Here is a 23288-nt window from a genome sequence, read left to right as displayed (position 1 = left end):
GTTTATAAAATAGGTTGGTATTTCTTATTTGCGCCTTTTTGCAAAGTTATATTTTATCCCGGCAGAAATATAGAATGAAGGGTCAAAAGTTGCATTTCCCCATTTAAGAAAACTAGAAGGTTCTCTGTCTCGGTAACGGTCTGTACGTCCAAAGTTAGCACCAAATGTACCACTTACAGTCCAGTTATTGAAACTATATTCAGGTTCCATTCCTAAACTTACATAATGATGATCAAAGTATTTCTTTTGGCTGTCAATCTTAGCAAGAGAAAAGAAAAACTTGGGACGGTTAACAATGCGCAGCGCAAATGCTTCATTAAATCTGTACCCTACAGAAAATTTGGGAGTATAGCTCAATTCAGCATGATATTCCATTCCGCGGGCTTTTTCACTGTGGTACTGGAAGTAAGGGAATGGAATAAGCATTGGCTTGTCAAAAGCATTATTGGCTACAAGAGCAACCCCAAGTTTTATTTTAGGACGAAGCTGCCATATAAAAGAGGAATAAACATTAACCACAAGGTGATCCATATCTAACTTTTTCAGATCGGTATGGGTAGAGTAGACTCCTGCGGATGCTCCACCAATGAACATAAGTTTTTCGTTTAATGGGGTCATATACATTACTCCAAGATCTGCAGAAGCCATTTCTTTAGATAAAGCTTCAGCTGCCACTCCCTTATTACTGAATGAAGTATAGGAAGCATTAAGTGTTGCTGCCCATATGGAAGGCTGTTGGTAGTTTGAAGGTTTTACACTTACAGGAATTGTTGCTGTAAAAGTAGTGGTGAGCACTGAACTTTTCCCCTCTGTTTTGTCGCCGTTATCATTGATGTACTTTTGCTGAGGCAGATATTCAGATCTCAGTTCAATTTGTGCAAAAGCATAAGCTGCCTGTGTGAACGCAGCAATGATCATCCATTTTTTTCTCATTATTTTCTTTTTTTGACATCACAAAGAAACTTTAATATTTATTCAAAATATTGTTGTTCAAGGTGTTAAAAGATGTATTATAGAATAGGATAGATGAAATACACTATTTTTGAGATGAATTTTAGCTTGTGAAAATGAAAATCCACTTTTAAATCGTTTTTCCACGAAATTGAGGACTCAAAATAAGACTGAAAATGCCACGAATGCACTAATAAAATCATTCGTGCATTCGTGGCCAAAATAAGCGGTACTAAATTTTATCGGAGATAAAATCCTCGCGCCTTAAAACGTGTTGAAAGGAAGAAAAAAATAGCGTCTTAGCGTTTTCCAATAAAATATTTAATCCCACTTATTAGCTGTAGAAACCGCATATTTCCCAGCTCCTGCAAAGAAAAAGCTAATTCCCACCAACATATAGATCACCAGTAATTCCAAAGCCCAGCCTCCAAAGTCATTAAGCTTAAAAATATTAGCCGTCTGAGCCAAAACCGTTGCAGTAAAGCAGTTTACAGCAAAAATTAAACCTGCCAAACGTGTTCTGAAGCCTATCATCAGCATAATTGGGGCGATAAGTTCACCAGCAAATACTCCATATCCAAAGAAGGAAGGCAAACCGTGCATGGTGAGCATATCCTCAATAAATCCAATTCCGTGAATCAACTTGTTCACTCCATATACTAACATAGGAAAACCAATGGCGATTCTACTGATTAATAGTCCTAAATCAATGTTCTTTTTCATTATATTATTATTTAAAAGTTATATTTTACAAATGCCCCAACGTTTTCAAGCGTCTTTTTTGCGTTGTTGAACTGGTCAAAGTTGGATGCCACTCCATACATTATTTTGTCCTGTTTTACTCCCAGGCGGATAAACTGTAAGCCTCTCGGATAGCCACTGTCATCAATATTTCCAATCGCTAACACACTGAAATAACCTTGTAGGTTTTCTCTCAGATAAGGAGTATATTCAAATGACACAGACTGTTCAAGAGAAAACCCTTTCTGATAGGTGGTTCCAATAGAGTAGGAAAGGGAATAAGTAGGTTTTGCAATCCTGTATTGTACATAAGCACTGAAGAATGCTCCCGGGTTTTTCATCCCGAATGCAGCATTGATGCTGAATCTTTTGGTAAGATTGTAAGCAAGGGTATTTCGTATAAAGAATATATTTTCTTTGTCTTTGGTATATTCTGTATCAAATAAAGTAAGATTATTGAGCTTTAGCCGATCATTAAAATAATAATTGACATTATGCATATAGGTATAGGAGCGATGTCCTAAAACAAGATCCGGAGTAAAGTTTAGCTTCTGTGCATTCAGACTTAAAGAGACTGATGCAAGAGCTGCTATGGCGATAATTTTTGCCTTCATATTGCACTCATTAAATTTCTGAGAGCAAAATTATTCAGGCGCGGACGGAATAAACTTAAGATATCTTAAGAAACGTCAGACAGGTGTTTTTTTCTTAAATAGCTCAGATATTCTACGGTGATTCCCAGGTAGGAAGCAATCATATATTGAGGAAAACGCTGTTCGATATTGCGGTAAGCTGTTACAAAATTTCTGTATTTAGTATAGGCATCCACTCTTGAATGCTCAAACGTTCTTTCCTGCAGCGTAACATAGGCAGACTGCATTTTCAGTCGCCAGAATTCAGAGATGGCTGGAATTTCTTTATATAAAAGTTCAAGATTCGTTTTACTGATCTGAACAATTGTGGCATCTTCATTAGCCTGGATAAACATTCTTGAAGGAAGCTCACTCAGATAACTGTAAAGATCATTAATCCACCAGTTTTCAATACCAAGCTGGGTGATGTTTTCTTTTCCTTTTTCATCAATGTGATATGAATACAGACTTCCCTGAGCAATAAAGCGCATATGCCTTGAAACCTGTCCTTCGCGAAGCAGATAGTCTTTCTTTTTAAGCTGAATAAACTCCAGTTTTTCAGTTACAAGGGTAATTTCTTCCTTTTTTAAAGGCACAATTTCCTGAAAATGCTCCGTCAGCTGCGAAATAATAATATCCGTATCCATAATGAAGTTGTAAAATCGCCTGTTTTTGCGTACTGACAGGCAGATAATGTCCAAATTTACGGAAATAATATGGCAATTGTAAAGAATGGTTTATATGGAAATACATAGGATCCTTTTTCATATTAAAGAAGAATACTCCAATAGAAATGGAATACTATTTGTAATGCAATAGCAAAACCTGAAATGAATGGAGTTTGTTAGCAATCAGATGTTTATATTGAAATTGCTAATGATTAAAATTTAACAATGATTATCCTTAAATAACTAAAAACATGTTCCCTCCTCAATTAAACAGAATATTTTATTCATACAGCCTTTTCTTTTTATTGCTGCTTTGCTGTGCCGGATCAGCCTATGGCCAGGGTGCGTTTTCTCATCAAAGGTTTGACAGTATTCTTTTGAAAAAAACAGAATCGCTTCGTATTCAGGGAGATTATGAAAACCTTGTACGGCTGAATAAAGACTACCTGAATCTGGCAGAAGAAAAGAATTATAAGGAAGGAATCATCCTTTGTTATATCAATATTTCCAATATTTCAGCAACCATAGGAAATTATAAAAGAGGACTGTCTTATCTTTCCCTTGCTGAAAAAGAACTTAAGAAGGTCAACAGCCCTGTTTTAAAAGCAAGATTGTATCAGGAACATGCTCAGCTGAATGGGGTAATAGGACTTTATAAAAGTGCTTTGGATTTGAATGCCAAAGGACTCTATTATCTCAAAGGTATTTCAGATCAGGACAAACAAAAGTTTTATCTGTACAGGCTTTACGCCAACAGGGCTGATTTCCTGTATAAAGCAAATAAGGCAGATTCAGCATACATTTATTTACAGAAAGGTAAAAGAATTGACGGACAGGGAGTTTTGCTGAATACCCTTTTAGCCAAACATCATTTGATGTACACCAAAAGAAAAGATTCTGCACTGATCTATCTTCAGAAAGCTTCCGATAAAATTGTTAATACCGGTAAGGTAAATGTTCAGAGTGGATTTGTGTATCTTACCTATGGAGACTATTACTTTGCTCTTGAAGATTATAAAACAGCATTGGGATATTACACTAAAGCACTGGATTACTACAGTAAAACCAACAGGTTATATAATATTCCCGGAGTTTATGAATCTATCGCCAAAACGTATAAAATGCTGAATGAACCTCAGAAGGAAGAAGAAGCCATGCAAAAATATACTGAGGAAAAAACTGCGCTGGAAAACATTCAGAATGAAGCCATCAATATTTCAATAGACCATATGCTGAGTGATAAAGACGAAGAATCTAACGGTTTTCAGAGGAAGATTTATCTTTATATAGGCTTTATAGTTATTCTGTCACTGGTTATATTTCTTATACTCTACAGACACAACAGAGCGCTAAGACAGAGGAAAAATGAACTTAAAAGTGAAGCAATTTCTCTGAAAAACAGAATTAATGATTCTTTTGATGAGTTAGTAGGATTAGCCAAGAAGAATGATTCTACCTTTTTGACGAGATTTCAGGAAATCTATCCGGAGTTTTGTCCGAGACTCCTGGAAATCAACCCAAGACTTGGTGCATCAGAAATGACATTTTGTGCCATGATAAAACTGAATTTCACCTCAAAAGAAATTGCAGAATACACCTTTATCCAACATAAATCTGTACAGCAGAAAAAGCACAGATTGCGAAAAAAATTGAATGTTCCTACTGAACAGGAACTGTTTATTTTCTTTGATTCTTTATAAATACAAAGCTAAATATAGGAAAAGGCTATCTTGAAAAGGTAGTTTTTCTTATTTCTAAACCGTTGTAAAGCAAATAGCTGTTGTATTTGAATATCGATGGAAATTCTTGTTTCCGTTCTGGAATTAATTACTTCGTATATACAATCACCTCTTATTTACTGTATTTTCATTGATAGTGACGGGGAGATCCAAAAATCTTAGTGTTGAGAGATTACTGATAATAATTGAAGTAATCTCTTTTTTTGTGAATTGATTTTGCTTCTGTTATCTCTGTTTTATCTTTTAAAGTATATTTTATGATAGTGATTATTGACTGTAAGATTAAAACAACTGCAGCTATTTAGTGTTTGATTTTATAGATATTTGTCGATAAATGCCCTTACTTAGGGGAGAAACAGCAAATGTGGTATAAATGTAGTATGATAAAATTGTGGTTTTTTTGAAGAAGTTTTTAAAATTTGCAAAACCAAAAGAGGGGCAAAAAATAAATACCTTAAAACATAATAAAGATTCTGAAAACACAAAGAGCGGCCCCTCTTTATGATGAAGAAATTAAGAAAAAACTGTTGATAAATTATAAGGTAAATTTAATGAGCAACAGAAAAAAATGTGAGAAAAAAGAAGTAAATTCATTTAATTAAATAAACATATATGAAAAATGTAAAACAATTTATTACAGCAATGGCAGTTGTAGCGTTCGCTTCAGGAGTTTCAGCTCAACTTAGCCCAAAAGGAGCCGGTTCAGACAAAGATAAACATGGTTGTAAAGGATCTGCAGGATATACATTCTCAGTACTTAAAAATGACTGTGTAAGAATTTTTGAAGAAAAAATACAATTGAAAGAAGTAGACAATAAAAAATCTTATACTTCTAATGCAGCAGTAATTCTTAGCGAAGATGCGAAAAAAGCAGAAATATTCCTGCCTTCATCTGATGGAAGCCTTGTGCTTGATAAAATTGCTTCTAAAAAAGCAGTAACGTACAAAAAAGGACAGTATACCCTTACAAAAAACAAAAATGCTTATACCTTAAAACTAGCTAACAAAGTAGTTTTTAAAAGCTAAAAAGCAATCTTCATTAGTAGCAAAGCACAATTGATTTTTAGATACGTGCTTAAAGGCTGTCTCAAAGCGAGGCAGCCTTTTATACTTTGAAAATTCCTTTATTTATCCTGCCCAATGTCCAGCCGGTCAAACTTTCCTTCCGCATTCTTATGAAATTTGAAGAATACAGGAAACGTTCCCCATTGTCCGGCTTTAAAGTTCCCGTGGATATTTTTACCATCATTTTCAACACGGTCTATGGTGAGGAACATCTCTTTGCCGAGTGCGCTGGCGAAAAAAGATTTAAAATCAACCTTATTACCATCATCAGTCATGACTGGGATTTCAGTAAAGAAACTGTACCAGCTTTTATCTCCTGTCTGAAGGGCTTCTATGGCTTGTTTTACCTGAGGGTCTGTTATTTTTGATAGATCCATTGCTAATTGTTTTTTTGAAGTTGGTGTTATTTTTTGTTTTTCCTTAACCGTATTCTGGGCACAGGCTGTACATGAAAACCCTATAGCCAATAGTATTGTAAAATTGAGAGATTTCATATCCATTTTAATTTTTAAGAGGGTGTTGCAGATAAATTATCAGTAGGTTGAGAAAAAGGAAAGGAAGTTCTATCAGTACTCCTTTAAAATCTTTATCCATCAGATGAAAACAGATAATCAACAAAATTCCTGCAGCCATCAGAAAATTTCCCCAGACAAATGTTTTGGGAAACAGTATCAGTATGGAAGCAAGAATAGTTACGGCTCCGTTAATCATCAGTCCGGTTTTATCAAAGCCCCATTTTCCGAACATAGCGGTCATTTCAGGTTTTCCCGACAACATGGCAATTCCCTGCTTAAACCCCATAAAAACAGCAGTAAGAATGAGAATAGAATTAATAACTTTTAAAATCATGTTAAGTGCTTTTTATATTAATTGATCCATTGAATTAATACAAATATGCACGAAATGAATGATTTATATATGGTGAATTTTTCGGAATTTTAAAGTTCAGAGATGGTTGAGACTTACGGGTAATTTCCTTAACCTCAGATTACTTATCTTGCGTTATGTATTTTTTGTAAAAAGAAAACCACAACCTGTAAATCAAATTGTGGTTTTCAATAACTAAGAACTACTTAACTATGATTCTGTTTTCATGTATCCAAAATGTAATGCAGGTTCTTTCCCGAATAAACACGAGAAAATGTTCTGAAACTCATGGATATATTTACATTTGATAGCATTACCATAAATTTTTAACCCTTCCAGTATTTTTGCAGAGCTCAGATCGATATCGTATTTGATAAAAGCTTCCGGCCTTTCATATCTGATACTCTGATCCGAACTGAATGTTTTTGAAAACCCCAGTTTTTCAAGCCATTCCTCAGTGATCTTAATAGGTCTGATGGAATCTGCCGGAATGTAAATACTGTGAATGTCATTTTCAATTTTAACAAAATATGCCTGTTCCACGCTCTGAAAAATCTCCGTGATCGTATAAATCTGATTTTTATACTCAACTAAGTTTTTGATTTTAAGGTCTGCTACGTTCATAATATTTTGAATTTTAGTGGATGATATGGAATCTTATAAGCAACAAATATTATGCCTTGCATTGGTTTGTAAGGGTTTGTTTTCGTGAAGATTAGGTTAAATTTTGATATAAAAAATTAAGAATATGTTAAAATGAAATAAAGTGTAGTTTCAGTTTTTTTTATTTTTTGGAGAGGTATTGGCAGTCGCCAAAAGAAGAGCTGTTACTACAGAAACTATAAGAAAACCAATAAAAACGTTCCAGGAATAGGAATGAAGAAGATATCCGGTACCACTTCCCAAAATACTGGATCCAAAGTAATAAAACAGCCAGTAAATAGAAGTTGCGGAAGACTTCCCCCTTTTGGCATACAGTGCTGCCATCTGACTAGCCATGGTGTGCGATGCAAAAAAGGAAAAAGTAAATAATCCAAGCCCGAAAATGAGAATATAAAGGTTCTCTGACAGTAATAATAAAGCACCAACCAGCATACTGAGAATAGAGCCTTTTAAAATAGCATTTGCCGGAATTCTTTTGGAAAGCCTCCCTACAGTCATCGTCCCGAAAACTCCAAAAATATACATAAGGAATATAAAAGCAATGATAAAATGGCTTAATGAAAATGGTTGGGCTTCAAGTCTGAAGGTCAGGTAATTGTAAACACTCACAAAAACTCCCATAACAAGAGCTGCTATAAGATACAACCGAAGCATATAAGGATTGGTAAGGAAAAACTTCATTTGTTTTACCTTAAGATGATAATCTGTTTTCTGTGGATTGAAAAATTTAGATTCAGGGAAAAGCTTCCAGAATATAGCTCCCAGGATAAGGCTTTCTATTCCAATCACCAGAACCGCATTCCGCCAGCCAAACTCTCCGGCCAGAATGGTCGCCAATATTCTTCCGCTCATTCCGCCAATAGTATTTCCACTAAGATACATACTGATGGCAGTACCTATAACCGCTGCGCTTACTTCTTCTGTAAGATAGGCAAGAGCAACAGCAGAAACCCCGGAAACTACAAATCCTTTAAAAATCCCAATAGCAATCAGAAGACTGAGACTCGGGATCCAGGTGGAAATAATGGTTAATAAAGCAGATGAGACCAATGAAAAAGTCATCAGACCTTTTCTGGAATAACTGTCTGCCTTAAAGGCAAAGAATAATAACCCCAGAGCCATTCCGATGGTGGATGATGAAACCAATAGAGAAGTGTCCCCAACAGATACATTGAAATGCTCTGCAGCCATGGGCAACATAGGCTGAAAAAGATACAGCTGTGCAAATACCGAAAGTCCGGAAAAGAAAATACAAAGTTTTATATATCGGAAACGCTGGCTTCCCTGATCTGCTTTTTCCAATGGATTCATGATTTTTTGCAGTTATAATGCAGTGGTTTCATAGAAAATAAGGTTCAGTAAATTTTCTGATTATTTTTTAATTGTAAAAATCATTATCTCAATCGTTGTGATAGGAACAGATTATAGAGTAGGGAAGTTATAAGACAGACTTCATCAATCAATATAACCAGACTGTTTTCATTTTTTTTAATCTAATAACTTCTCTCTCTTGACTTTCCTGATGCAAATATCAGTGCATCATTTCATATACCTTGATGAGCTCTGCAATATTGGCTACATCAAGCTTCTGGAAGATTCTTTTTTTGTAAGTACTCACTGTTGACATCTGAATATTGAGCTTGTTTGCAATTTCAAGGTTTCCGTTTCCGTCTGCTAAAAGCTTAAAGATTTCATACTCCCTTGATGAAAGTTTTTCAGCAGGATTGCTTTTTTTATTCTGAATGATAAGCCCAATCAGTTCTGCAGGATAAAAATATCCTTTTTCAATCACCGTTCTTACCGCATTTTTAATCTCTTCCTCACTGCTTTGCTTGTTCAGATAACCTTCAGCGCCTTCCCGGATATACTGTATGGCTACATCTTTGTCATACCCTGAGAATACAAGGATTTTTATATCACTCTGTATAGCTTTAAGCTCAGAAATCATTTTTTTATATTGAGTTCCGGGCATATCAATATCCAGGATAATAAGACTGTAATCATGGGATTCCAGCATTTTCTTTACCTGTGCGTAATCTTCTGCAAAATCTATCTTCAGTTCCGGAAAACCGGATTCCAGGACCAATGCGGTACCTGCCCTGACTACATAGTGATCATCAGCAATTAAGATTCTTTCATTCATAGTAAATTAGTTTTTATTGATCATTAATTCCACAATTGTTCCCTGGGGCTGGTTATGCCTGAAACTGATTTCTGCATTTATTTTTTGACCAAATGGATTACCATATGCAGGCCAAGACCTTTTCCCTTAAAGCTAGGAGTTTCTAATTTAGGGTTTTTGAATAAATTCATGTACATATTAATCTGTTCATCCGGCATTCCTGTTCCTGTATCAGAGACTGTTATTATGATTTTCTGGTTAATTTCTTTGGCATTAAGGTATATTTGCCCATCAAAGGTATTCTTTACTGCATTATCAAGAATATTATGGATAATAGCAGCTAAAATGCTTTCATTAACATGTGAATATCCATTGTTTTCTGCAGTATTGATGATTTTTGTTCCTCTTTCTTTTGCAATTTCGCAGAAGAGTTTTTTCTTGATCTCCAAAATCCTGTTCACAGGATATTCCTCTTCTTCAAAAATATTTTCAGCCTTATAAAGTTCAGTATATTCTTTTAAATTCAGAGTAAACTGATAAAGCTGTTCAGATGACTTATAAATGCTGTCAAAATACTTTTTCTGAAGCTCAAGATCATCAGACTCATGAAGCTTCTGCGAAAGCATGGCTATAAACCTTATAGGAGTAGTAATATCATGGCTGATGGTTTCTACCAGTTTTTTCTGATATTCAGTTTCCTTCCGCAAATCACTTTTTACCACTTCAAGAGTAAGAGAAGTTTCCTTCAGTTCAGAATTTTTATTGTGAACAATCTGTTTCAGTACCCTGTTTTTTATTCTTAAAAAATTAGTCATAAGCTGAACAATCACAATGATGATAAGCAAAATGATAATAGATACAGAAACGCGGAAGAGTAGTGTTTGGTAAAAAAACGGTTCAATTTTGAAACGGATAGATTTCTGTGCAAACTGACCGTCCGGAGAAATCAACATTCTTACACTCAGGGTATAATCTCCGGGATCCAGGTTGCTGATGTTGTACTTTAGTTCCTTTCCTGTAGTAACAGGTTCCCATTCAGAATTTTCTTTCCCTGATATTTTAGCTTCTAAATAAAGATTCTCCAGATTGGAATAATAAGGAACATCAATAAAAATGTCCGCTGTTTTATAGTTGTTTTGAAGGTCAAGCGTATGATGGAAATAGTGAGGTTCGGAATTACCTATTCTTACCCTCTCTATGTAAATCTTATTGGGGTCAGGATAGAAAGTTCTTACGCTGTCCGGATTGAAAAATACAAATCCGTCCATTGAAGGAAATACAAAGTCACCATTTTCCAGCGCATAGGCATTAGGCTGTGAACTGCCGTTGAATTCATTGGTAAGAAATCCATCCCTTTTAGTGAAACGATAATAATAAACGGGTCTTTTCCCATCCTGTGCATATTGGAGCAGCTGTTTTTTGGGAACCTTGAAAAGACCGTTATTAGATGATATCCAGTAGAATCCCTTCCTGTCCTCAAGAATATAATGGGCAGACATCAGATGATTATTTCTGTCAGTCGGCATTTTAATAAGCTTTCTGCCTCTGAGAAGATAAAAACCGCTTTTATTGGTCATCACCCAAATCAGATTATCCTTCGTTTTAATAATGCTTTTAACATGGATGTTTTTGTGAATAGGAGTAATGGTTTTACTTCCTAATACTACAGAATACAGACCATTACTGTTGCCCACCAAGATCTCATTTTCATTGTACTGAAAGAAAGTATTAACAAAACCATTAAACTCATACGTATAATCCGGTTTTGAGAACGGATCTTCTTTAAAAATCTGAAGCTGGCTTTTTGATGAATCTGAAAATGAAGCTCCATAAAGATTTCCACTCTGTAAGAATGCCTGAAACCCTTGTTTTATAAAAGTAGAATCCTTCTTTTTATAACCGGAATCCTTGTAAAACTTAATGACACTGCTTCTTTTCCGGATCAATATATTTCCAGCCTTATCATGCATCATAAGATAGTTGTCATTATTACCAAAAGGATATTTATTCACAATACCGTCTCTTCCGAATTCTGTCCCATCTTCCGCAATGATGGTATTCTTACTGAAGGGTAGGGAAGCATAATAAACATTGTTGGAGAAATCTTCTTTTTTCTTGGCAACATAGAAATCGGAGAGTTTCAGAACATTCAGCCCATTATTAAGAGTTCCGAGATAAAGTTTGTTGAATTTCCATCCATAAAACATAGAACAATAGGAGTGGCTGCCTATTTCATTGTATTGTACAAGAAATTTAAGAGAAGGTTTCTTCTGATTGCCTACAACAATGTAAATATCATTGTGGTTGATCACAAAAGTCTGATTTGTGATCTGTTGCCAGTAAATCCTCGTATTGGGGTCATTAAAAAGATTCGGTTCATGATAAACGGAAACTTTTCCGTTATCAATGGAATAAGTCTTTCTGTTTCTTATATTATTAATAAAAAGAACTTCATTGAATACGAACATGTTATTCAAATCCTTATTGGAGAAAGGAATGGAGATTTTTGTTTCATTCCCTTTGTTATCCTTATAAATGATAAGATTGTTTTCAGTAAAACTATAAGTTGAATTTTTGAGTCTTACAAAATATTGGATATCACTATAAAAATTACAGGCCAGAATATTATTTGCAACCCTATGTACAAACTCATTTCCGGTTGTAAAAGTGATTTTATCGCTGCTGTGAAGTTGGGTCAGTTTTGGAAATCTGTTTTTAATAATGACTTTATTCTCCTGAAAATCGTTAAGTACTGTTATACTGTCTTGAGTAGGATCTCCTATGAATTCACCAAAGTGAAGATTATTTATTTTAAAATTATTAAAAGTAATGAAAGAACTTCCGTCATACCGTACAAGGCCATTTTCTGTAGAGATCCAGATAAATCCATATTTATCCTTAACAATAGCCTTCGCACTGCTTTGTGGAAGTCCATTATCAATATTATACCAGGTAGATGTATAGCGTTGTCCGTATATGTTGAAATATAAGCAAGTAAAAAACAATGCCCAAACTCTCATGCAAAACTGATCTGTGTCTCTTGCTAAAGCAAGAAACGGTTAATAATAGTTTTTATACAAGTCGAAGTTTTTTTAATAGAGAAGAACGATTGGAAATAAATTTTTGTCATTAATTTTTTGACTCTGTGTTTAAGCGTTAAAATGGTTTCGTTTGATGCTGTAAAAATAATGAAATTATATAGATAAATCAGCATGTTTTGATTTGTTTTAACATGAGTTTTGTCTGTATTTGTTGATAATGACGCTGATATCAGTCTGGTATTTTGTAGTAATATTTCTACATGGTGTGATATTTTATTTTACGAAATGGATTTTGTAGTCCGCCTTTAAACATTTATTGGCTTATCGGGAAGTATTTTTCTAGATCATCAGAATCTTTTAAAATAATAAATTATAGATTTTAAAAGATAAAATCCTGTGTGTTGGTGTATTAAAATTATTGAAATACAAGAAGATAAGATGTCTGGATTGATGTCTGTTTTCCATTCTGTTTAACCTGTTGCTAATGGCTTTTATCTGCCAGTGTTTTGTAGTAAAAATTTTACAAAAATATTGTGTTTATTCTACAGCTTTTTTTGACTGTCTATAGCAGGTTGTATACTTTTGCAGACAGTTATCACAAAGATGAAAATGCATTATTTACTGCAATAAAGATTCTAAAAACACAAACGGTTAGTCTCAAAAAACAAAGGTCTCTTCAGGGGATCTTTTGTTTTTTTTATCAGGGCTAGTGTAATTTAATGTAAAGAAAACTTAAAAATTAATATTTCCTTTTTTTGAGTTAAAAAGTGGAGTTATTACTTTATTAATTTATCCGAAAAGTTCACCATATAGATTTTAATTCGTATTTTTAATTTTATAATTTTAATTAATTATAAGCAAAAACAAGATGAAAAGAAGTGAAGAAATTGCCCGTCAGTATTTTGATTTTTTAGAAAACCATATCCAGCGAGTAATTTCGGGAGAGGTTTCTGAGTTTATGGAAGTAAATGAAATCGCAGGGCAGCTGGCAATTTCCCATAAACATCTTACCGATACCATTAAAAAGGAAACAGGGCAGCATCCTTGCTACTTTTACGATGAAGAAATTATCCGAAAAGCAAAGCAAATGCTTGCCGACTCAGATTACTCCGTTGCAGAAATCGCACGTATATTTACTTATGATCCCTCAAATTTTTCAAAATTCTTCAAAAAAATGACAGGTATAACACCCGGGGATTTTAGGAGGTCATCCAGAGGGTGAATTTAAAATTCTTCCAAAAAACCCGATAGAGAGTAGGTTTTATATAATTTATTTCTTTATTTTGTGATTAAATATGAGAAATGTTGTTGTTGGTAGGGTTTCCCGGTATGATGTTATTTGATGAATAAATCATTAAAAAAATAATCTTTTATAAATAAGTATGTTAAGGGTATAATTGTAATCTTTTGTCTTTTATTTATAAATATTGTTTTATTGTTGTGTTTTTTTTGTTAAATTTAGGTAAGAAAAAACTAAATAATTTACACTATAGGAAAATTTCGAGGTTACAGATATATAAGTTGTTTTGGTTTTCAATGACTTAGAGATTTTATTGTGCAATTAATAATATTTAATCTTTTGCACAAACTTAAGCCCTCTAAAATAGCTATATATTTGCTCCTATAAACCACAACAAACAAAATTAAGGATGAGCATCAATTTCACAACAGCAACATTTAGGGATTTCGAGAATATCCCAGACTTTGATATAGTTAAAAGAGCGGAGATATTTTATGATTTTTTAGATTATATGAAATCCAACGGACACATGAATTACAGATTGAAAAATAACTCAGGATGTAGCTCTGTGATGAATGTAGATATAGGAGGGAAACCGAACGATTTTGTAAGTTTTGTTTCCAATGATTATCTTGGTTTTACGCAACATCCAAAAGTAAAACAAGCGGCAATTGAAGGAATACAGAAATATGGGACTGGGGCAGGAGCTTCTCCACTTATTGGAGGACATTTTGTTTTTCATGATGATTTGGAAAAAAAGATTTCTTCATTTTTTGGAAGAAAACAAGAGGAAGCGGTCATATTTACAACAGGATATACAGCTAACAGTGCAACTCTTCAGATTTTATTACAAAAAGAAGATATTGCGATTATAGATATGGCTGTACACGCGAGTGTACATGAGGGATGTGCTTTTACCAATACAAAAACATTTCCTCATAATAATTTGGATGCTTTGGAACACATTTTGAAGACATCTGAAAATAAATTTCGTACAAAGCTTGTTATCATTGACGGAATTTATTCGCAAGATGGTGATGTATCTCCTTTGAAAGAGATATATGATTTAGTTAAAAAATATAATGCCTATTTAATGGTAGATGATGCTCATGGTGTTGGAATTTTGGGAGAAACAGGAAGAGGAGCTTTGGAAGAAGCAGGGCTGATGGATAAAGTTGATTTTATTACAGGAACATTCAGTAAAACCTTTGGTAATGTAGGGGGATATGTGATCTGTGATAAAAAATTAGCAGCCTTTATAAGGTTCCAGTCTCGTCAGCAAATATTTTCTGCTACAGCTCCACCATCTACAATGGGGATTATTAAAGCAATTGAACTGGTAGATGAAGAGCCAATGTGGCGCATGAAGCTTTGGGAAAATATAAATTACTTTAAAAAAGGATTGAATGATATAGGATTAAATACAGGAAGTACCTGTTCCGCAATCGTTCCGGTGAAGATAGGTGATCCTAACCTAACTGGAGATGTAGGAAAGCTACTTATTGAGTATGGTGTTTATACTAATCCTATCTTATATCCGGCAGTAGCGAGGAAAGATGCAAGAATCAGAATGGCTGTAATGGCAACTCATGAGAAAAAACATTTAGACAAAACGCTAAATGCATTTGAAGATATCAATAATAAATTGCAAATTGCAAAAAATTTAATAACAACCATGCCTAGAAAAGTTGTACAGGGTCCTATCAGAGATAAGGAGAAGACCAAACAGAAACTGTTGGCCGCAGTTGGTAAAATTTTAAGAGTAAAGGGTTACTCTGGCCTAAAAGTAAGCAAAATTGCAGCAGTAGCTGGTTTTGATAAAAAATTGATCTATGAGTACTTCGGAAGTACTGATAAGTTGATTGATGAGTATATCAAATCTCAGGACTACTGGAGTAATAATCTTGCAGGTGGAGCCGATAATGATTTTAGTGACGGAGGTAAAGAACTGTCTAAAATTGCTTTAATTAATCAATTCGAAAGCCTGAAGAAGAACAAAGAGCTTCAGAAGATTATTCTTTGGGAACTTTCAGAACATAAGCCTATTTTAAGAAAGCTTGCTGATGAGCGTGAGGAAATGGGAGATGTTATGTTTAAGAATATTACAGATCCATATTTTGGAGAAGAAAAAGCAAAAAGATTCAGAGCTATTATGGCATTGCTGATTTCTGGAGCCTATTATCTGAATATTCACACCGCAGCTAATGGAAGCACTTTTTGTGGTTTGGATATGAAAAGTGAAGATGGTAGATCAGAAATAGAAAAAGCAATTGTTGATATTGTTGATTTTGCTTATCAAGACAAAAATAAATAATTAATTAAAAGTTTTCTGATTGCATCAAAAATGAGTTTTTGTGGATAATTTGAAAACTTTTAATTTTCAAATTAAAACTATATTTCTTACTTTTGACCAATGGAAAATTTTATAGTATCTGCAAGAAAATATCGCCCTCAGGAGTTTGACACAGTTGTAGGGCAGTCTCATATTACAGATACTTTAGAACATGCAATTGAAGAAAGCCAGTTAGCTCAGGCGTTACTTTTCTGTGGTCCTCGTGGTGTAGGTAAAACTACGTGTGCGAGAATTCTAGCAAGAAAGATCAATGAGAAAGACGGCTCAGTTTCAGAAGATGGCTTTGCTTATAATATCTATGAATTGGATGCTGCATCCAATAATTCAGTAGATGATATCAGAGAGCTGATAGATCAGGTACGCTTTGCACCTCAGGTTGGTAAATACAAAGTATATATCATTGATGAGGTTCATATGCTGTCTTCTGCTGCCTTCAATGCTTTCCTTAAAACGTTGGAAGAACCGCCGGCTCATGCTATTTTCATCTTGGCTACCACGGAGAAACATAAAATTATTCCAACCATTTTATCCCGTTGTCAGATTTATGATTTCAAAAGAATCACTATCGAAGACATTCAGGGACATCTTAGAAATATTGCCCAGAAAGAAAATATCCAGTACGAAGACGATGCATTGTATCTGATCGCTCAAAAAGCTGATGGTGCATTAAGAGATGCGCTTTCTATCTTTGACAGGCTGTCTACATTCTCTCAGAGAAATATTACGCTGGCAAAGGCTGCTGAAGTATTGAATATTCTCGACTATGATCAATATCTGAATATTGTAGATCTGGCCAAGGAAAACAAAATTCCTGAAGTTCTTTCCGCTTTTAATGATATCGTTAAAAAAGGTTTTGATCCTCATATTTTTGTTGCCGGACTGGGAAATCACTTCAGAGATTTAATGATGGCTCAAAATACTTCAACCATAGATCTGATTGAAGTGGGAGAGAAAACCAAATCTAAGTTTATAGAGCAAGGCCAGAAATGGAGTGCACAGTTACTTATTGATGGGATTGAAATCTGTAATCACGCAGACATTAATTATAAAAACTCCAAGAACCCAAGACTTACTGTTGAGATTGCACTAATGCAATTGGCTTCGCTGACTGCTAATTCAGACGTTACTAAAAAAAAAATTCCTGATACTGGCTCCGTTTCTCAGTGAGAAGCATGAAGTGAAAATCCCTGAAAAAATTCAGGAGAAAAAAGAACCCGCTAAAACAGAACAAACTGTACAGGCTGAACCTGCTCAGACTGCTGTAGTTAGCAAAACCTCAAAGCCTTTATCCAGACCAGGAGTTTCTTCAGGTTTCAGCATTAATTCTTTTCTAAATAAAGAAGAGAAAACTGAGGTTGCGGAAGATGTTGTGGTGAGAGCCGATAATCTTCCCAAAAACCACTTTACAGATACAGACCTTCAGGTTGAATGGAAAATCGTGCTTAAACAGTTGCAGATAAAAAATAATTTTGTCTTTAATGCTGTAAAAACATTTAAACTTGAGAAAAAAGAAGAGAATAAAATCAAAGTTTTGTTCCCTTCAGACTCTGCAAAAGTAGAATTTGATAAAATAAGTGGAGAATTTTTTAATCATTTCAGAAGAAAAGTTCAGAATTATTCTATTGAGGTAGAATACGTGCGAGACGTTGAAAATCTGAAGATTGAGGTAGTCACCAAAAGAAAAATTTACGAAAAATTCATAGAAAAAAATCCACTTTTGAAAGATCTTGATGATTTAATGAAGTTTGATTTGACATAATTTTTATATATTTGTCAAAGTTTTCTGCGAAAAATATCTTTTCGACAAAAACAAATTATAGTAAGAAACGCTAAAACAAAGACATTTCCAGAACAAAATGGAAAAATTATCTAATACATATCTGTCTTTCTTTGCACCCGCTAATTATTTTAGCGGTTATTTTAGCTTTTCTGCTTCTTATTTTAGAAATTTTAGAACGTATTACCGATTTTATTGGTACTGTTAATAAAATTTCTTTCCAAAAAATACAGGAGAAGTAGAGCCCTTTTATTTTCCTGATTCCTTTAAACAATTTTTGAACGGCATTTTTTGAAAAGAATTATAAATTAAATTTTATAATCAAAGGGCTGTTGCTGTGAACTTAACAAAAAAATATAAAAACAATAAAATTTAGAATATGAATTTAAAAGACTTAAAAAACGAGTGGATTGATGGGCTTACACAGCCATTAATGATTGCAGGACCTTGTAGCGCAGAAAGTGAAGCTCAGATGCTTGAGACTGCCAGAAGAATTAAAGAATCAAATGCTCAGGTATCAGTATTCCGTGCAGGAATCTGGAAGCCTCGTACTAAACCTAACGGGTTTGAAGGAGTAGGAGTGATTGGTTTGAACTGGCTAAAAAAAGTAAAAGAAGAGTACGGTTTCAAAACGGCTACTGAGGTTGCGAATGCACATCACGTATTTGCAGCATTAGAAGCAGATGTAGATGTTCTTTGGATTGGAGCACGTTCTACAGTAAACCCTTTCACTGTACAGGAAATTGCAATGGCTTTAAGAGGAACAGATAAACCTGTATTCGTTAAAAACCCTGTAAATCCGGATCTTGCTTTATGGGCAGGAGCGTTAGAAAGGCTTTTAGGACAGGATATTAAAAACCTGGGAGTAATTCACAGAGGATTCTCTACATACCAAAAAACAAAATACAGAAATAACCCGAACTGGCAGATTGCCCTTGATTTCAAAAGCCAGTTCCCGAATATTCCAATGTTAATTGACCCGTCTCACATTTGCGGAAATAGGACAGGATTGGCAGATATCACTCAGGAAGCGCTTAACGTAGGATACCAAGGTGCCATTATCGAAACGCACTCTAATCCTGATGAAGCCTGGAGTGATGCTGCACAGCAGATTACGCCTGAAGTATTAGCAGAATTGATTGGGAACCTAAAAGTAAGAAGTACAAATCTTGCAGGTTTTGAAGGAGAAATGGGAAGACACAGAACTCTGATTTCTGATCTTGATTTCCAGTTAATTGAACTTCTTTCTCAAAGGATGAAAATCTCAGAAAAAATCGGAAAACTTAAAAAAGAGAATGATATCGCGATCTTCCAGCCGGAACGTTGGAAAGTAATCACAGAATACGCAACTCAAAAAGCAAAAGAAACAGGAATGTCTCAGGACTTTATCGAGAAAGTATTCAAAGCAATTCACGAAGAATCTATTGAAGTTCAGAATAATATCATGATCGATAAGAAGTAAATCGAAAATAGCAGACTATAAGAATAGGGCTTAGGGAAAAAGAATTTAGGAAATTGAAACATTTGTTTTAGCCTATATTCTCAACCCTAAGCCCTAATTCCTTATATTTGCACCATATTATCTATGAAAGGAAAAATCATTAAATCTACAGGCAGTTGGTACCAGGTTTTGGAATTGGAAACAAATAAAATTTTCGAGGCCAGGATCAGGGGGAAATTCAAATTAATTAAAACAAGACTTACCAATCCGCTTGCTGTAGGAGATTTTGTGGAATTTCAGTTGGAACAGGATGATATTGCGTGGATTACAAAGATTGAATCACGAAGTAATTACCTGATCAGAAAATCGGTTAACCTTTCAAAAGAAGCGCATATTATTGCGTCTAATATTGATCTTGCCTGTTTTATTTTCACATTGAAGCACCCGGAAACCTCATTAGGCTTTCTGGACAGATTCCTGGCATGTTGTGAAGCTTACAATATTACACCTTTAATTCTTTTTAATAAGATTGATGTTCTCCATGAAGAAGAAATTGAAATTGTAAAAGACATTGAATTTCTTTATCAGGAAATAGGGTATAACACTTTAGAGATTTCATCGTATTCAAAACTTAATCTGGATCAGCTGCAGGAAATACTGAAAGATAAAACTTCTGTATTTTTGGGCACTCAGGATGTGGGAAATCCACATTGGTTAATGCATTGCAACCTGGATTAAACCTTAAAACTTCTGAAATTTCGGATACTCACTTAAAAGGAAAGCATACCACTACTTTTGCACAGATGCATTTCTGGCATTTTGGTGGAAATGTTATTGATACTCCCGGTGTTCGTGAATTTGCAATGATTGATATTGAGAAAGAAGAAGTACAGCATTACTTCCCGGAAATATTCAAGAAGAGAGAAGAATGTAAATTCCATAACTGTCTTCATATTAACGAACCGAAATGTGCTGTTATTGATGCTCTTGAAACAGGAGAGATTCAACATTCCCGTTATGCAACATATATAAAGCTGATGGATGAAGCAGAAGAAGCTGCTCAAAAATAATTATATAAACTCTATCAATAAACTCTATCAATAAACAATTACCTTCATATAATTCATATGGAGTTTTTTTATATTCCAATGATAAATACATTGTAACTGATTGGTTTTTGCCCTGTGTCTCTAAACATTTTTTATTTCATTTTTACTTGTAAAAAAAAGTGAAGAAATAAAAATCTGTTTTTTTCTTTTTTGAATTGAAAAATAATTGATTATTTAAAATAACTCTACTTTTTGTAATTGGAAAAATGTGGCATAACTCTACTTTTTTATGTCATGATTTAAGAAAATAAAAAAATATTAAAAAAATATCAATTATTCCATTGATTGAAATAGAAGCAATACTATATTAATATACTTTTATATGGTTTTTAAATTTATCAAATTATCAAAAAAAGCATTGATTTTTGTCAATAAAAAACCCAGCCGAAGCTGGGTAAAAACTAATAACCATGAAAACTCAAATTAAACATGAGAATCGTAATAGAATTAACAATTACTGTGCCAAAGTTTGGTTCATGATTTCTTAATAAAAGTTATTTTTATGTTAAAAAAAAATTAAAATAGAAATCAAAGATATTTTTTGTAATTTTGCACCATTAAAAAAATATACATTTATGTCTAACATTACATTCACTATGATTAAGCCTGATGCAGTTGCTGACGGACATATCGGTGCAATATTGGGTAAGATTGCTGAAGGAGGTTTTAAAATCAAAGCTTTAAAATTAACTCAGCTTACAGTTGCTGATGCAAAAAAATTCTATGAAGTACACGCTGAAAGACCATTTTATGGAGAATTAGTAGAGTTCATGAGTTCTGGTCCTATCGTAGCTGCGGTTTTAGAAAAAGACAATGCAGTTGAAGATTTCAGAACATTAATTGGTGCTACTAACCCTGCCGAAGCAGCAGAAGGTACAATCAGAAAAATGTTTGCTAGAAGCATCGGAGAAAATGCAGTTCACGGTTCAGATTCTGACGAGAATGCATTAATCGAAGCTCAGTTCCATTTTTCAGGAAGAGAGATTTTCTAAGAGAATTTCTTATAAGATAAAAAATCCGGAGAATTGTTTTCTCCGGATTTTGTTTTTATGTGAGTTCCTATTTTTGAAAGCATTAAAGATTATTTTCAATAGCTCCTACATTTTCTCTGTACAATTCAACAGGCTTATCGAGCAAAACTGCTATAACAGTCATTTGCTTATCCAGTCTTTCTTTTGGGGTGTCAATATAAATAATTCCCGGTCGGTCACTCCAGTAAAGTTTATTGTAGATACTATGGGAAAGCATACTGCCATCACCTACGATTCTTATCCTGGCTATGTTATTTTTTATTCCTTTTAGAGCAATAGGGCCGGTAGGAGTTCCTTCCACAAAAAGATAAAGTGTCTGTTTGTCTTTTGATAAAGCACTCATGCCTGAGAAATGTCCCTCTGGAAGGCCTTTTCCTGTCTCAAATAAAGCTTCTGCGTGTTTGCTTATCCATTGAAGGGTTTCTCTGTTTGTTTGAGGTGTTTTTTTTATTTCCATATCAAGGCCATCATTAGTCAAACCGTCATTTGTTACTAAATTATTACCATAGTTCAGAGAATTGACTATATCATACACTGCATCCTGGGTGTTTTTGATTTCAAGTATCTTGGCCAGAGGCATCTCTGCCTTCTTGAAGTCTTTAAGAAATACAGGTGGATCGTTAAAAGTAATTTCTGCCACAGTAACATCTTTATCAAATTTTACATTGGAGAAGTTCAGAGTAAGTGTTTTTTCAGCATTATAATCTACTGTTACAACAGCAGAAGGGTCTCCGATGATTTTTACTGAATGAGGCTTTGTTTCTAATCCATAGATTTTTGTAAAGTTTTTAGCTTCATCAAGATAAAGAAATAAAGATTTTTTAGAAGTTGATAAAGATGATTTTCCTTTGTAATTATCAAAAGGAATTCCGCGGGTTGTTTCGTAGATGGCCTGCTGATTTTTTGATGTCCAGCGTCCTAGGTTTTTAAGAATTTCAATCTGTTCTTTCGGAATGGAGCCGTCTGATTTCGGACCGATATCAAGTAAAAGATTCCCACCCATACTGATCACATCTGCCAGAGTTCTTACAATCATATTGGGGGTTTTGTAATTTGTGTCATAGGGCTGATATCCCCAGGAATCATTCATAGTGTAACAAAGTTCCCAATATGGATTTTGTGGCGAAAGTACCGGAATACCCTGCTCAGGAGTGTCATAGTCTCCATGATTGTTAAGCCTTGAATTGATGATGATGTCAGGGTTGTATTTCTTAAGTAAACCTAAGGTTTGAGAAGCGTTCCATTCTTCAGAAGTATGCTCCCAGTCTCCATCAAACCAAATAAGATCCGGGGAATATTGTACAGAAAGCTCATGAAGCTGTGTTTGGTAATAGTTAACAAAATTCTGCCAGCGTGCCGGGTCCTTTTTTATTTCGTAACGTTTTTTTGTTCGGGTATTGATATCGTAATAGGGGTGGCTCCAATCCGGTAATGAGAAATAAAGACCTGTTTTTAGTCCTGATTTTTTCAGCGCAGAAACAAAAGGAGTTAAAACATCCTTTTTGCAAGAGAATTTTGAGGAATGTTTGTTGCTTTTTCTGCCTTTGAGTTCCATAGTGAAACTCCATCATGATGTTTGGTGGTAATGACAGCGTATTTTGCTCCGGATTCCTTAATGAGATTTACCCATTGCTCAGGCTGATATTTTGAAGCTGAAAAACCATTCAGCTGTTGCATATAACTTTCGTGATTAATATAATTATTGAAAAAAGACCAGGATTCGGAAATTCCGTTGACAGAGTAAATTCCCCAATGAATAAAAACTCCCAGTTTTGCATTTTTAAACCACTCCATTTTTTACTGTGATCAATTGTCTGAGCTTGTATATCAATGCTGAATGAAGATAGC

20 protein-coding genes and 1 pseudogene are annotated in these 23288 nt (G+C 34.3%); 9 read left to right on the top strand and 12 right to left on the bottom strand.

Annotated elements, in window-relative coordinates; genetic code table 11:
• Positions 1-24: 24 nt before the first annotated feature.
• The 4 genes from BOQ64_RS01855 to BOQ64_RS01840 form a co-directional block, all read right to left on the bottom strand.
• Positions 25-933: a DUF6268 family outer membrane beta-barrel protein gene (locus BOQ64_RS01855; protein WP_129056535.1), complete on the bottom strand. Its 909-nt coding sequence runs from the start codon at positions 931-933 to the stop codon at positions 25-27.
• A gap of 339 nt (positions 934-1272) precedes the next feature.
• The gene (locus BOQ64_RS01850; protein ID WP_129056537.1) at positions 1273-1674 is read right to left on the bottom strand and encodes a DoxX family protein; all 402 of its coding nucleotides are present in this window, start codon (positions 1672-1674) and stop codon (positions 1273-1275) included.
• A gap of 11 nt (positions 1675-1685) precedes the next feature.
• Complete coding sequence (locus BOQ64_RS01845; protein WP_129056539.1) at positions 1686-2306, bottom strand: hypothetical protein; 621 nt, start codon at positions 2304-2306, stop codon at positions 1686-1688.
• A 65-nt stretch (positions 2307-2371) separates the two neighbouring features.
• On the bottom strand, positions 2372-2971 hold the full coding sequence (locus tag BOQ64_RS01840) for a Crp/Fnr family transcriptional regulator (protein ID WP_129056541.1): 600 nt from the start codon (positions 2969-2971) through the stop codon (positions 2372-2374).
• 272 nt (positions 2972-3243) lie between these two features.
• Between BOQ64_RS01840 and BOQ64_RS01835 the strand changes: the two genes are divergently transcribed.
• Together BOQ64_RS01835 and BOQ64_RS01830 are read left to right on the top strand one after the other, a co-directional pair.
• Complete coding sequence (locus BOQ64_RS01835; RefSeq protein WP_129056543.1) at positions 3244-4692, top strand: tetratricopeptide repeat protein; 1449 nt, start codon at positions 3244-3246, stop codon at positions 4690-4692.
• A 651-nt stretch (positions 4693-5343) separates the two neighbouring features.
• Positions 5344-5757 (top strand): hypothetical protein, encoded by a 414-nt coding sequence (locus tag BOQ64_RS01830; protein WP_228448067.1) that lies wholly within the window; start codon positions 5344-5346, stop codon positions 5755-5757.
• Positions 5758-5855: 98 nt separating this feature from the next.
• On the opposite strand, the gene BOQ64_RS01825 is transcribed toward BOQ64_RS01830, so the two are convergent.
• From BOQ64_RS01825 to BOQ64_RS01800, 6 genes are all read right to left on the bottom strand, one after another.
• Entirely contained in the window at positions 5856-6290 is a 435-nt protein-coding gene (locus tag BOQ64_RS01825) for a hypothetical protein (RefSeq protein ID WP_129056545.1), read from the bottom strand.
• Between the two features lie 7 nt (positions 6291-6297).
• The gene (locus BOQ64_RS01820) at positions 6298-6645 is read right to left on the bottom strand and encodes a DoxX family protein (protein WP_129056547.1); all 348 of its coding nucleotides are present in this window, start codon (positions 6643-6645) and stop codon (positions 6298-6300) included.
• Positions 6646-6873: 228 nt separating this feature from the next.
• A complete protein-coding gene (locus tag BOQ64_RS01815) occupies positions 6874-7287 on the bottom strand; it encodes a hypothetical protein (RefSeq protein WP_129056549.1) in 414 nt (137 codons plus the stop codon).
• A gap of 150 nt (positions 7288-7437) precedes the next feature.
• A complete protein-coding gene (locus BOQ64_RS01810) occupies positions 7438-8637 on the bottom strand; it encodes an MFS transporter (RefSeq protein ID WP_129056551.1) in 1200 nt (399 codons plus the stop codon).
• Positions 8638-8857: 220 nt separating this feature from the next.
• Entirely contained in the window at positions 8858-9469 is a 612-nt protein-coding gene (locus BOQ64_RS01805) for a response regulator transcription factor (protein WP_129056552.1), read from the bottom strand.
• Between the two features lie 77 nt (positions 9470-9546).
• A complete protein-coding gene (locus BOQ64_RS01800) occupies positions 9547-12468 on the bottom strand; it encodes a sensor histidine kinase (RefSeq protein ID WP_129056554.1) in 2922 nt (973 codons plus the stop codon).
• Positions 12469-13357: 889 nt separating this feature from the next.
• Here BOQ64_RS01800 and BOQ64_RS01795 point away from each other — a divergent pair.
• The 7 genes and pseudogenes from BOQ64_RS01795 (at position 13358) to BOQ64_RS01765 (ending at position 21401) form a co-directional block, all read left to right on the top strand.
• The gene (locus tag BOQ64_RS01795) at positions 13358-13711 is read left to right on the top strand and encodes a helix-turn-helix domain-containing protein (protein ID WP_129056557.1); all 354 of its coding nucleotides are present in this window, start codon (positions 13358-13360) and stop codon (positions 13709-13711) included.
• Between the two features lie 427 nt (positions 13712-14138).
• Complete coding sequence (locus tag BOQ64_RS01790; RefSeq protein ID WP_129056559.1) at positions 14139-16043, top strand: aminotransferase class I/II-fold pyridoxal phosphate-dependent enzyme; 1905 nt, start codon at positions 14139-14141, stop codon at positions 16041-16043.
• 99 nt (positions 16044-16142) lie between these two features.
• Complete coding sequence (gene dnaX, locus BOQ64_RS01785; RefSeq protein WP_129059618.1) at positions 16143-17249, top strand: DNA polymerase III subunit gamma/tau; 1107 nt, start codon at positions 16143-16145, stop codon at positions 17247-17249.
• A gap of 10 nt (positions 17250-17259) precedes the next feature.
• Positions 17260-17841, top strand: coding sequence for a hypothetical protein (locus tag BOQ64_RS23580; protein WP_228448065.1), 582 nt, complete (start codon positions 17260-17262; stop codon positions 17839-17841).
• Between the two features lie 397 nt (positions 17842-18238).
• The gene (locus tag BOQ64_RS01775; RefSeq protein WP_129056561.1) at positions 18239-19321 is read left to right on the top strand and encodes a chorismate mutase; all 1083 of its coding nucleotides are present in this window, start codon (positions 18239-18241) and stop codon (positions 19319-19321) included.
• 123 nt (positions 19322-19444) lie between these two features.
• A pseudogene (rsgA, locus tag BOQ64_RS01770) lies at positions 19445-20370 on the top strand (ribosome small subunit-dependent GTPase A).
• 614 nt (positions 20371-20984) lie between these two features.
• Entirely contained in the window at positions 20985-21401 is a 417-nt protein-coding gene (locus tag BOQ64_RS01765) for a nucleoside-diphosphate kinase (RefSeq protein WP_034687444.1), read from the top strand.
• An 82-nt stretch (positions 21402-21483) separates the two neighbouring features.
• Here the strand turns inward: BOQ64_RS01765 and BOQ64_RS01760 are convergent, their stop codons facing one another.
• Together BOQ64_RS01760 and BOQ64_RS24440 are read right to left on the bottom strand one after the other, a co-directional pair.
• Entirely contained in the window at positions 21484-22995 is a 1512-nt protein-coding gene (locus BOQ64_RS01760; RefSeq protein ID WP_262708719.1) for an alpha-L-fucosidase, read from the bottom strand.
• Entirely contained in the window at positions 22929-23234 is a 306-nt protein-coding gene (locus tag BOQ64_RS24440) for an alpha-L-fucosidase (RefSeq protein WP_262708718.1), read from the bottom strand. Before BOQ64_RS24440 ends, BOQ64_RS01760 begins: the two co-directional genes overlap by 67 nt.
• Positions 23235-23288: the final 54 nt, after the last annotated feature.

It is taken from the genome of Chryseobacterium sp. CH25, from assembly GCF_004119455.1.
In the GTDB taxonomy this organism is placed as follows: Bacteria; Bacteroidota; Bacteroidia; order Flavobacteriales; family Weeksellaceae; genus Chryseobacterium.
The sequence above is the reverse complement of the archived record's forward strand: the minus strand, read 5'-3'. Positions and strand labels throughout refer to the sequence as shown.

Coding starts and splice junctions, on each gene's coding strand:
- BOQ64_RS01855 (WP_129056535.1), bottom strand. CDS start 933: ATGAGAAAAAAATGGATGATCATTGCTGCGTTCACACAGGCAGCTTAT.
- BOQ64_RS01850 (WP_129056537.1), bottom strand. CDS start 1,674: ATGAAAAAGAACATTGATTTAGGACTATTAATCAGTAGAATCGCCATT.
- BOQ64_RS01845 (WP_129056539.1), bottom strand. CDS start 2,306: ATGAAGGCAAAAATTATCGCCATAGCAGCTCTTGCATCAGTCTCTTTA.
- BOQ64_RS01840 (WP_129056541.1), bottom strand. CDS start 2,971: ATGGATACGGATATTATTATTTCGCAGCTGACGGAGCATTTTCAGGAA.
- BOQ64_RS01835 (WP_129056543.1), top strand. CDS start 3,244: ATGTTCCCTCCTCAATTAAACAGAATATTTTATTCATACAGCCTTTTC.
- BOQ64_RS01830 (WP_228448067.1), top strand. CDS start 5,344: ATGAAAAATGTAAAACAATTTATTACAGCAATGGCAGTTGTAGCGTTC.
- BOQ64_RS01825 (WP_129056545.1), bottom strand. CDS start 6,290: ATGAAATCTCTCAATTTTACAATACTATTGGCTATAGGGTTTTCATGT.
- BOQ64_RS01820 (WP_129056547.1), bottom strand. CDS start 6,645: ATGATTTTAAAAGTTATTAATTCTATTCTCATTCTTACTGCTGTTTTT.
- BOQ64_RS01815 (WP_129056549.1), bottom strand. CDS start 7,287: ATGAACGTAGCAGACCTTAAAATCAAAAACTTAGTTGAGTATAAAAAT.
- BOQ64_RS01810 (WP_129056551.1), bottom strand. CDS start 8,637: ATGAATCCATTGGAAAAAGCAGATCAGGGAAGCCAGCGTTTCCGATAT.
- BOQ64_RS01805 (WP_129056552.1), bottom strand. CDS start 9,469: ATGAATGAAAGAATCTTAATTGCTGATGATCACTATGTAGTCAGGGCA.
- BOQ64_RS01800 (WP_129056554.1), bottom strand. CDS start 12,468: ATGAGAGTTTGGGCATTGTTTTTTACTTGCTTATATTTCAACATATAC.
- BOQ64_RS01795 (WP_129056557.1), top strand. CDS start 13,358: ATGAAAAGAAGTGAAGAAATTGCCCGTCAGTATTTTGATTTTTTAGAA.
- BOQ64_RS01790 (WP_129056559.1), top strand. CDS start 14,139: ATGAGCATCAATTTCACAACAGCAACATTTAGGGATTTCGAGAATATC.
- dnaX (WP_129059618.1), top strand. CDS start 16,143: ATGGAAAATTTTATAGTATCTGCAAGAAAATATCGCCCTCAGGAGTTT.
- BOQ64_RS01775 (WP_129056561.1), top strand. CDS start 18,239: ATGAATTTAAAAGACTTAAAAAACGAGTGGATTGATGGGCTTACACAG.
- BOQ64_RS01765 (WP_034687444.1), top strand. CDS start 20,985: ATGTCTAACATTACATTCACTATGATTAAGCCTGATGCAGTTGCTGAC.
- BOQ64_RS01760 (WP_262708719.1), bottom strand. CDS start 22,995: ATGGAACTCAAAGGCAGAAAAAGCAACAAACATTCCTCAAAATTCTCT.
- BOQ64_RS24440 (WP_262708718.1), bottom strand. CDS start 23,234: ATGGAGTGGTTTAAAAATGCAAAACTGGGAGTTTTTATTCATTGGGGA.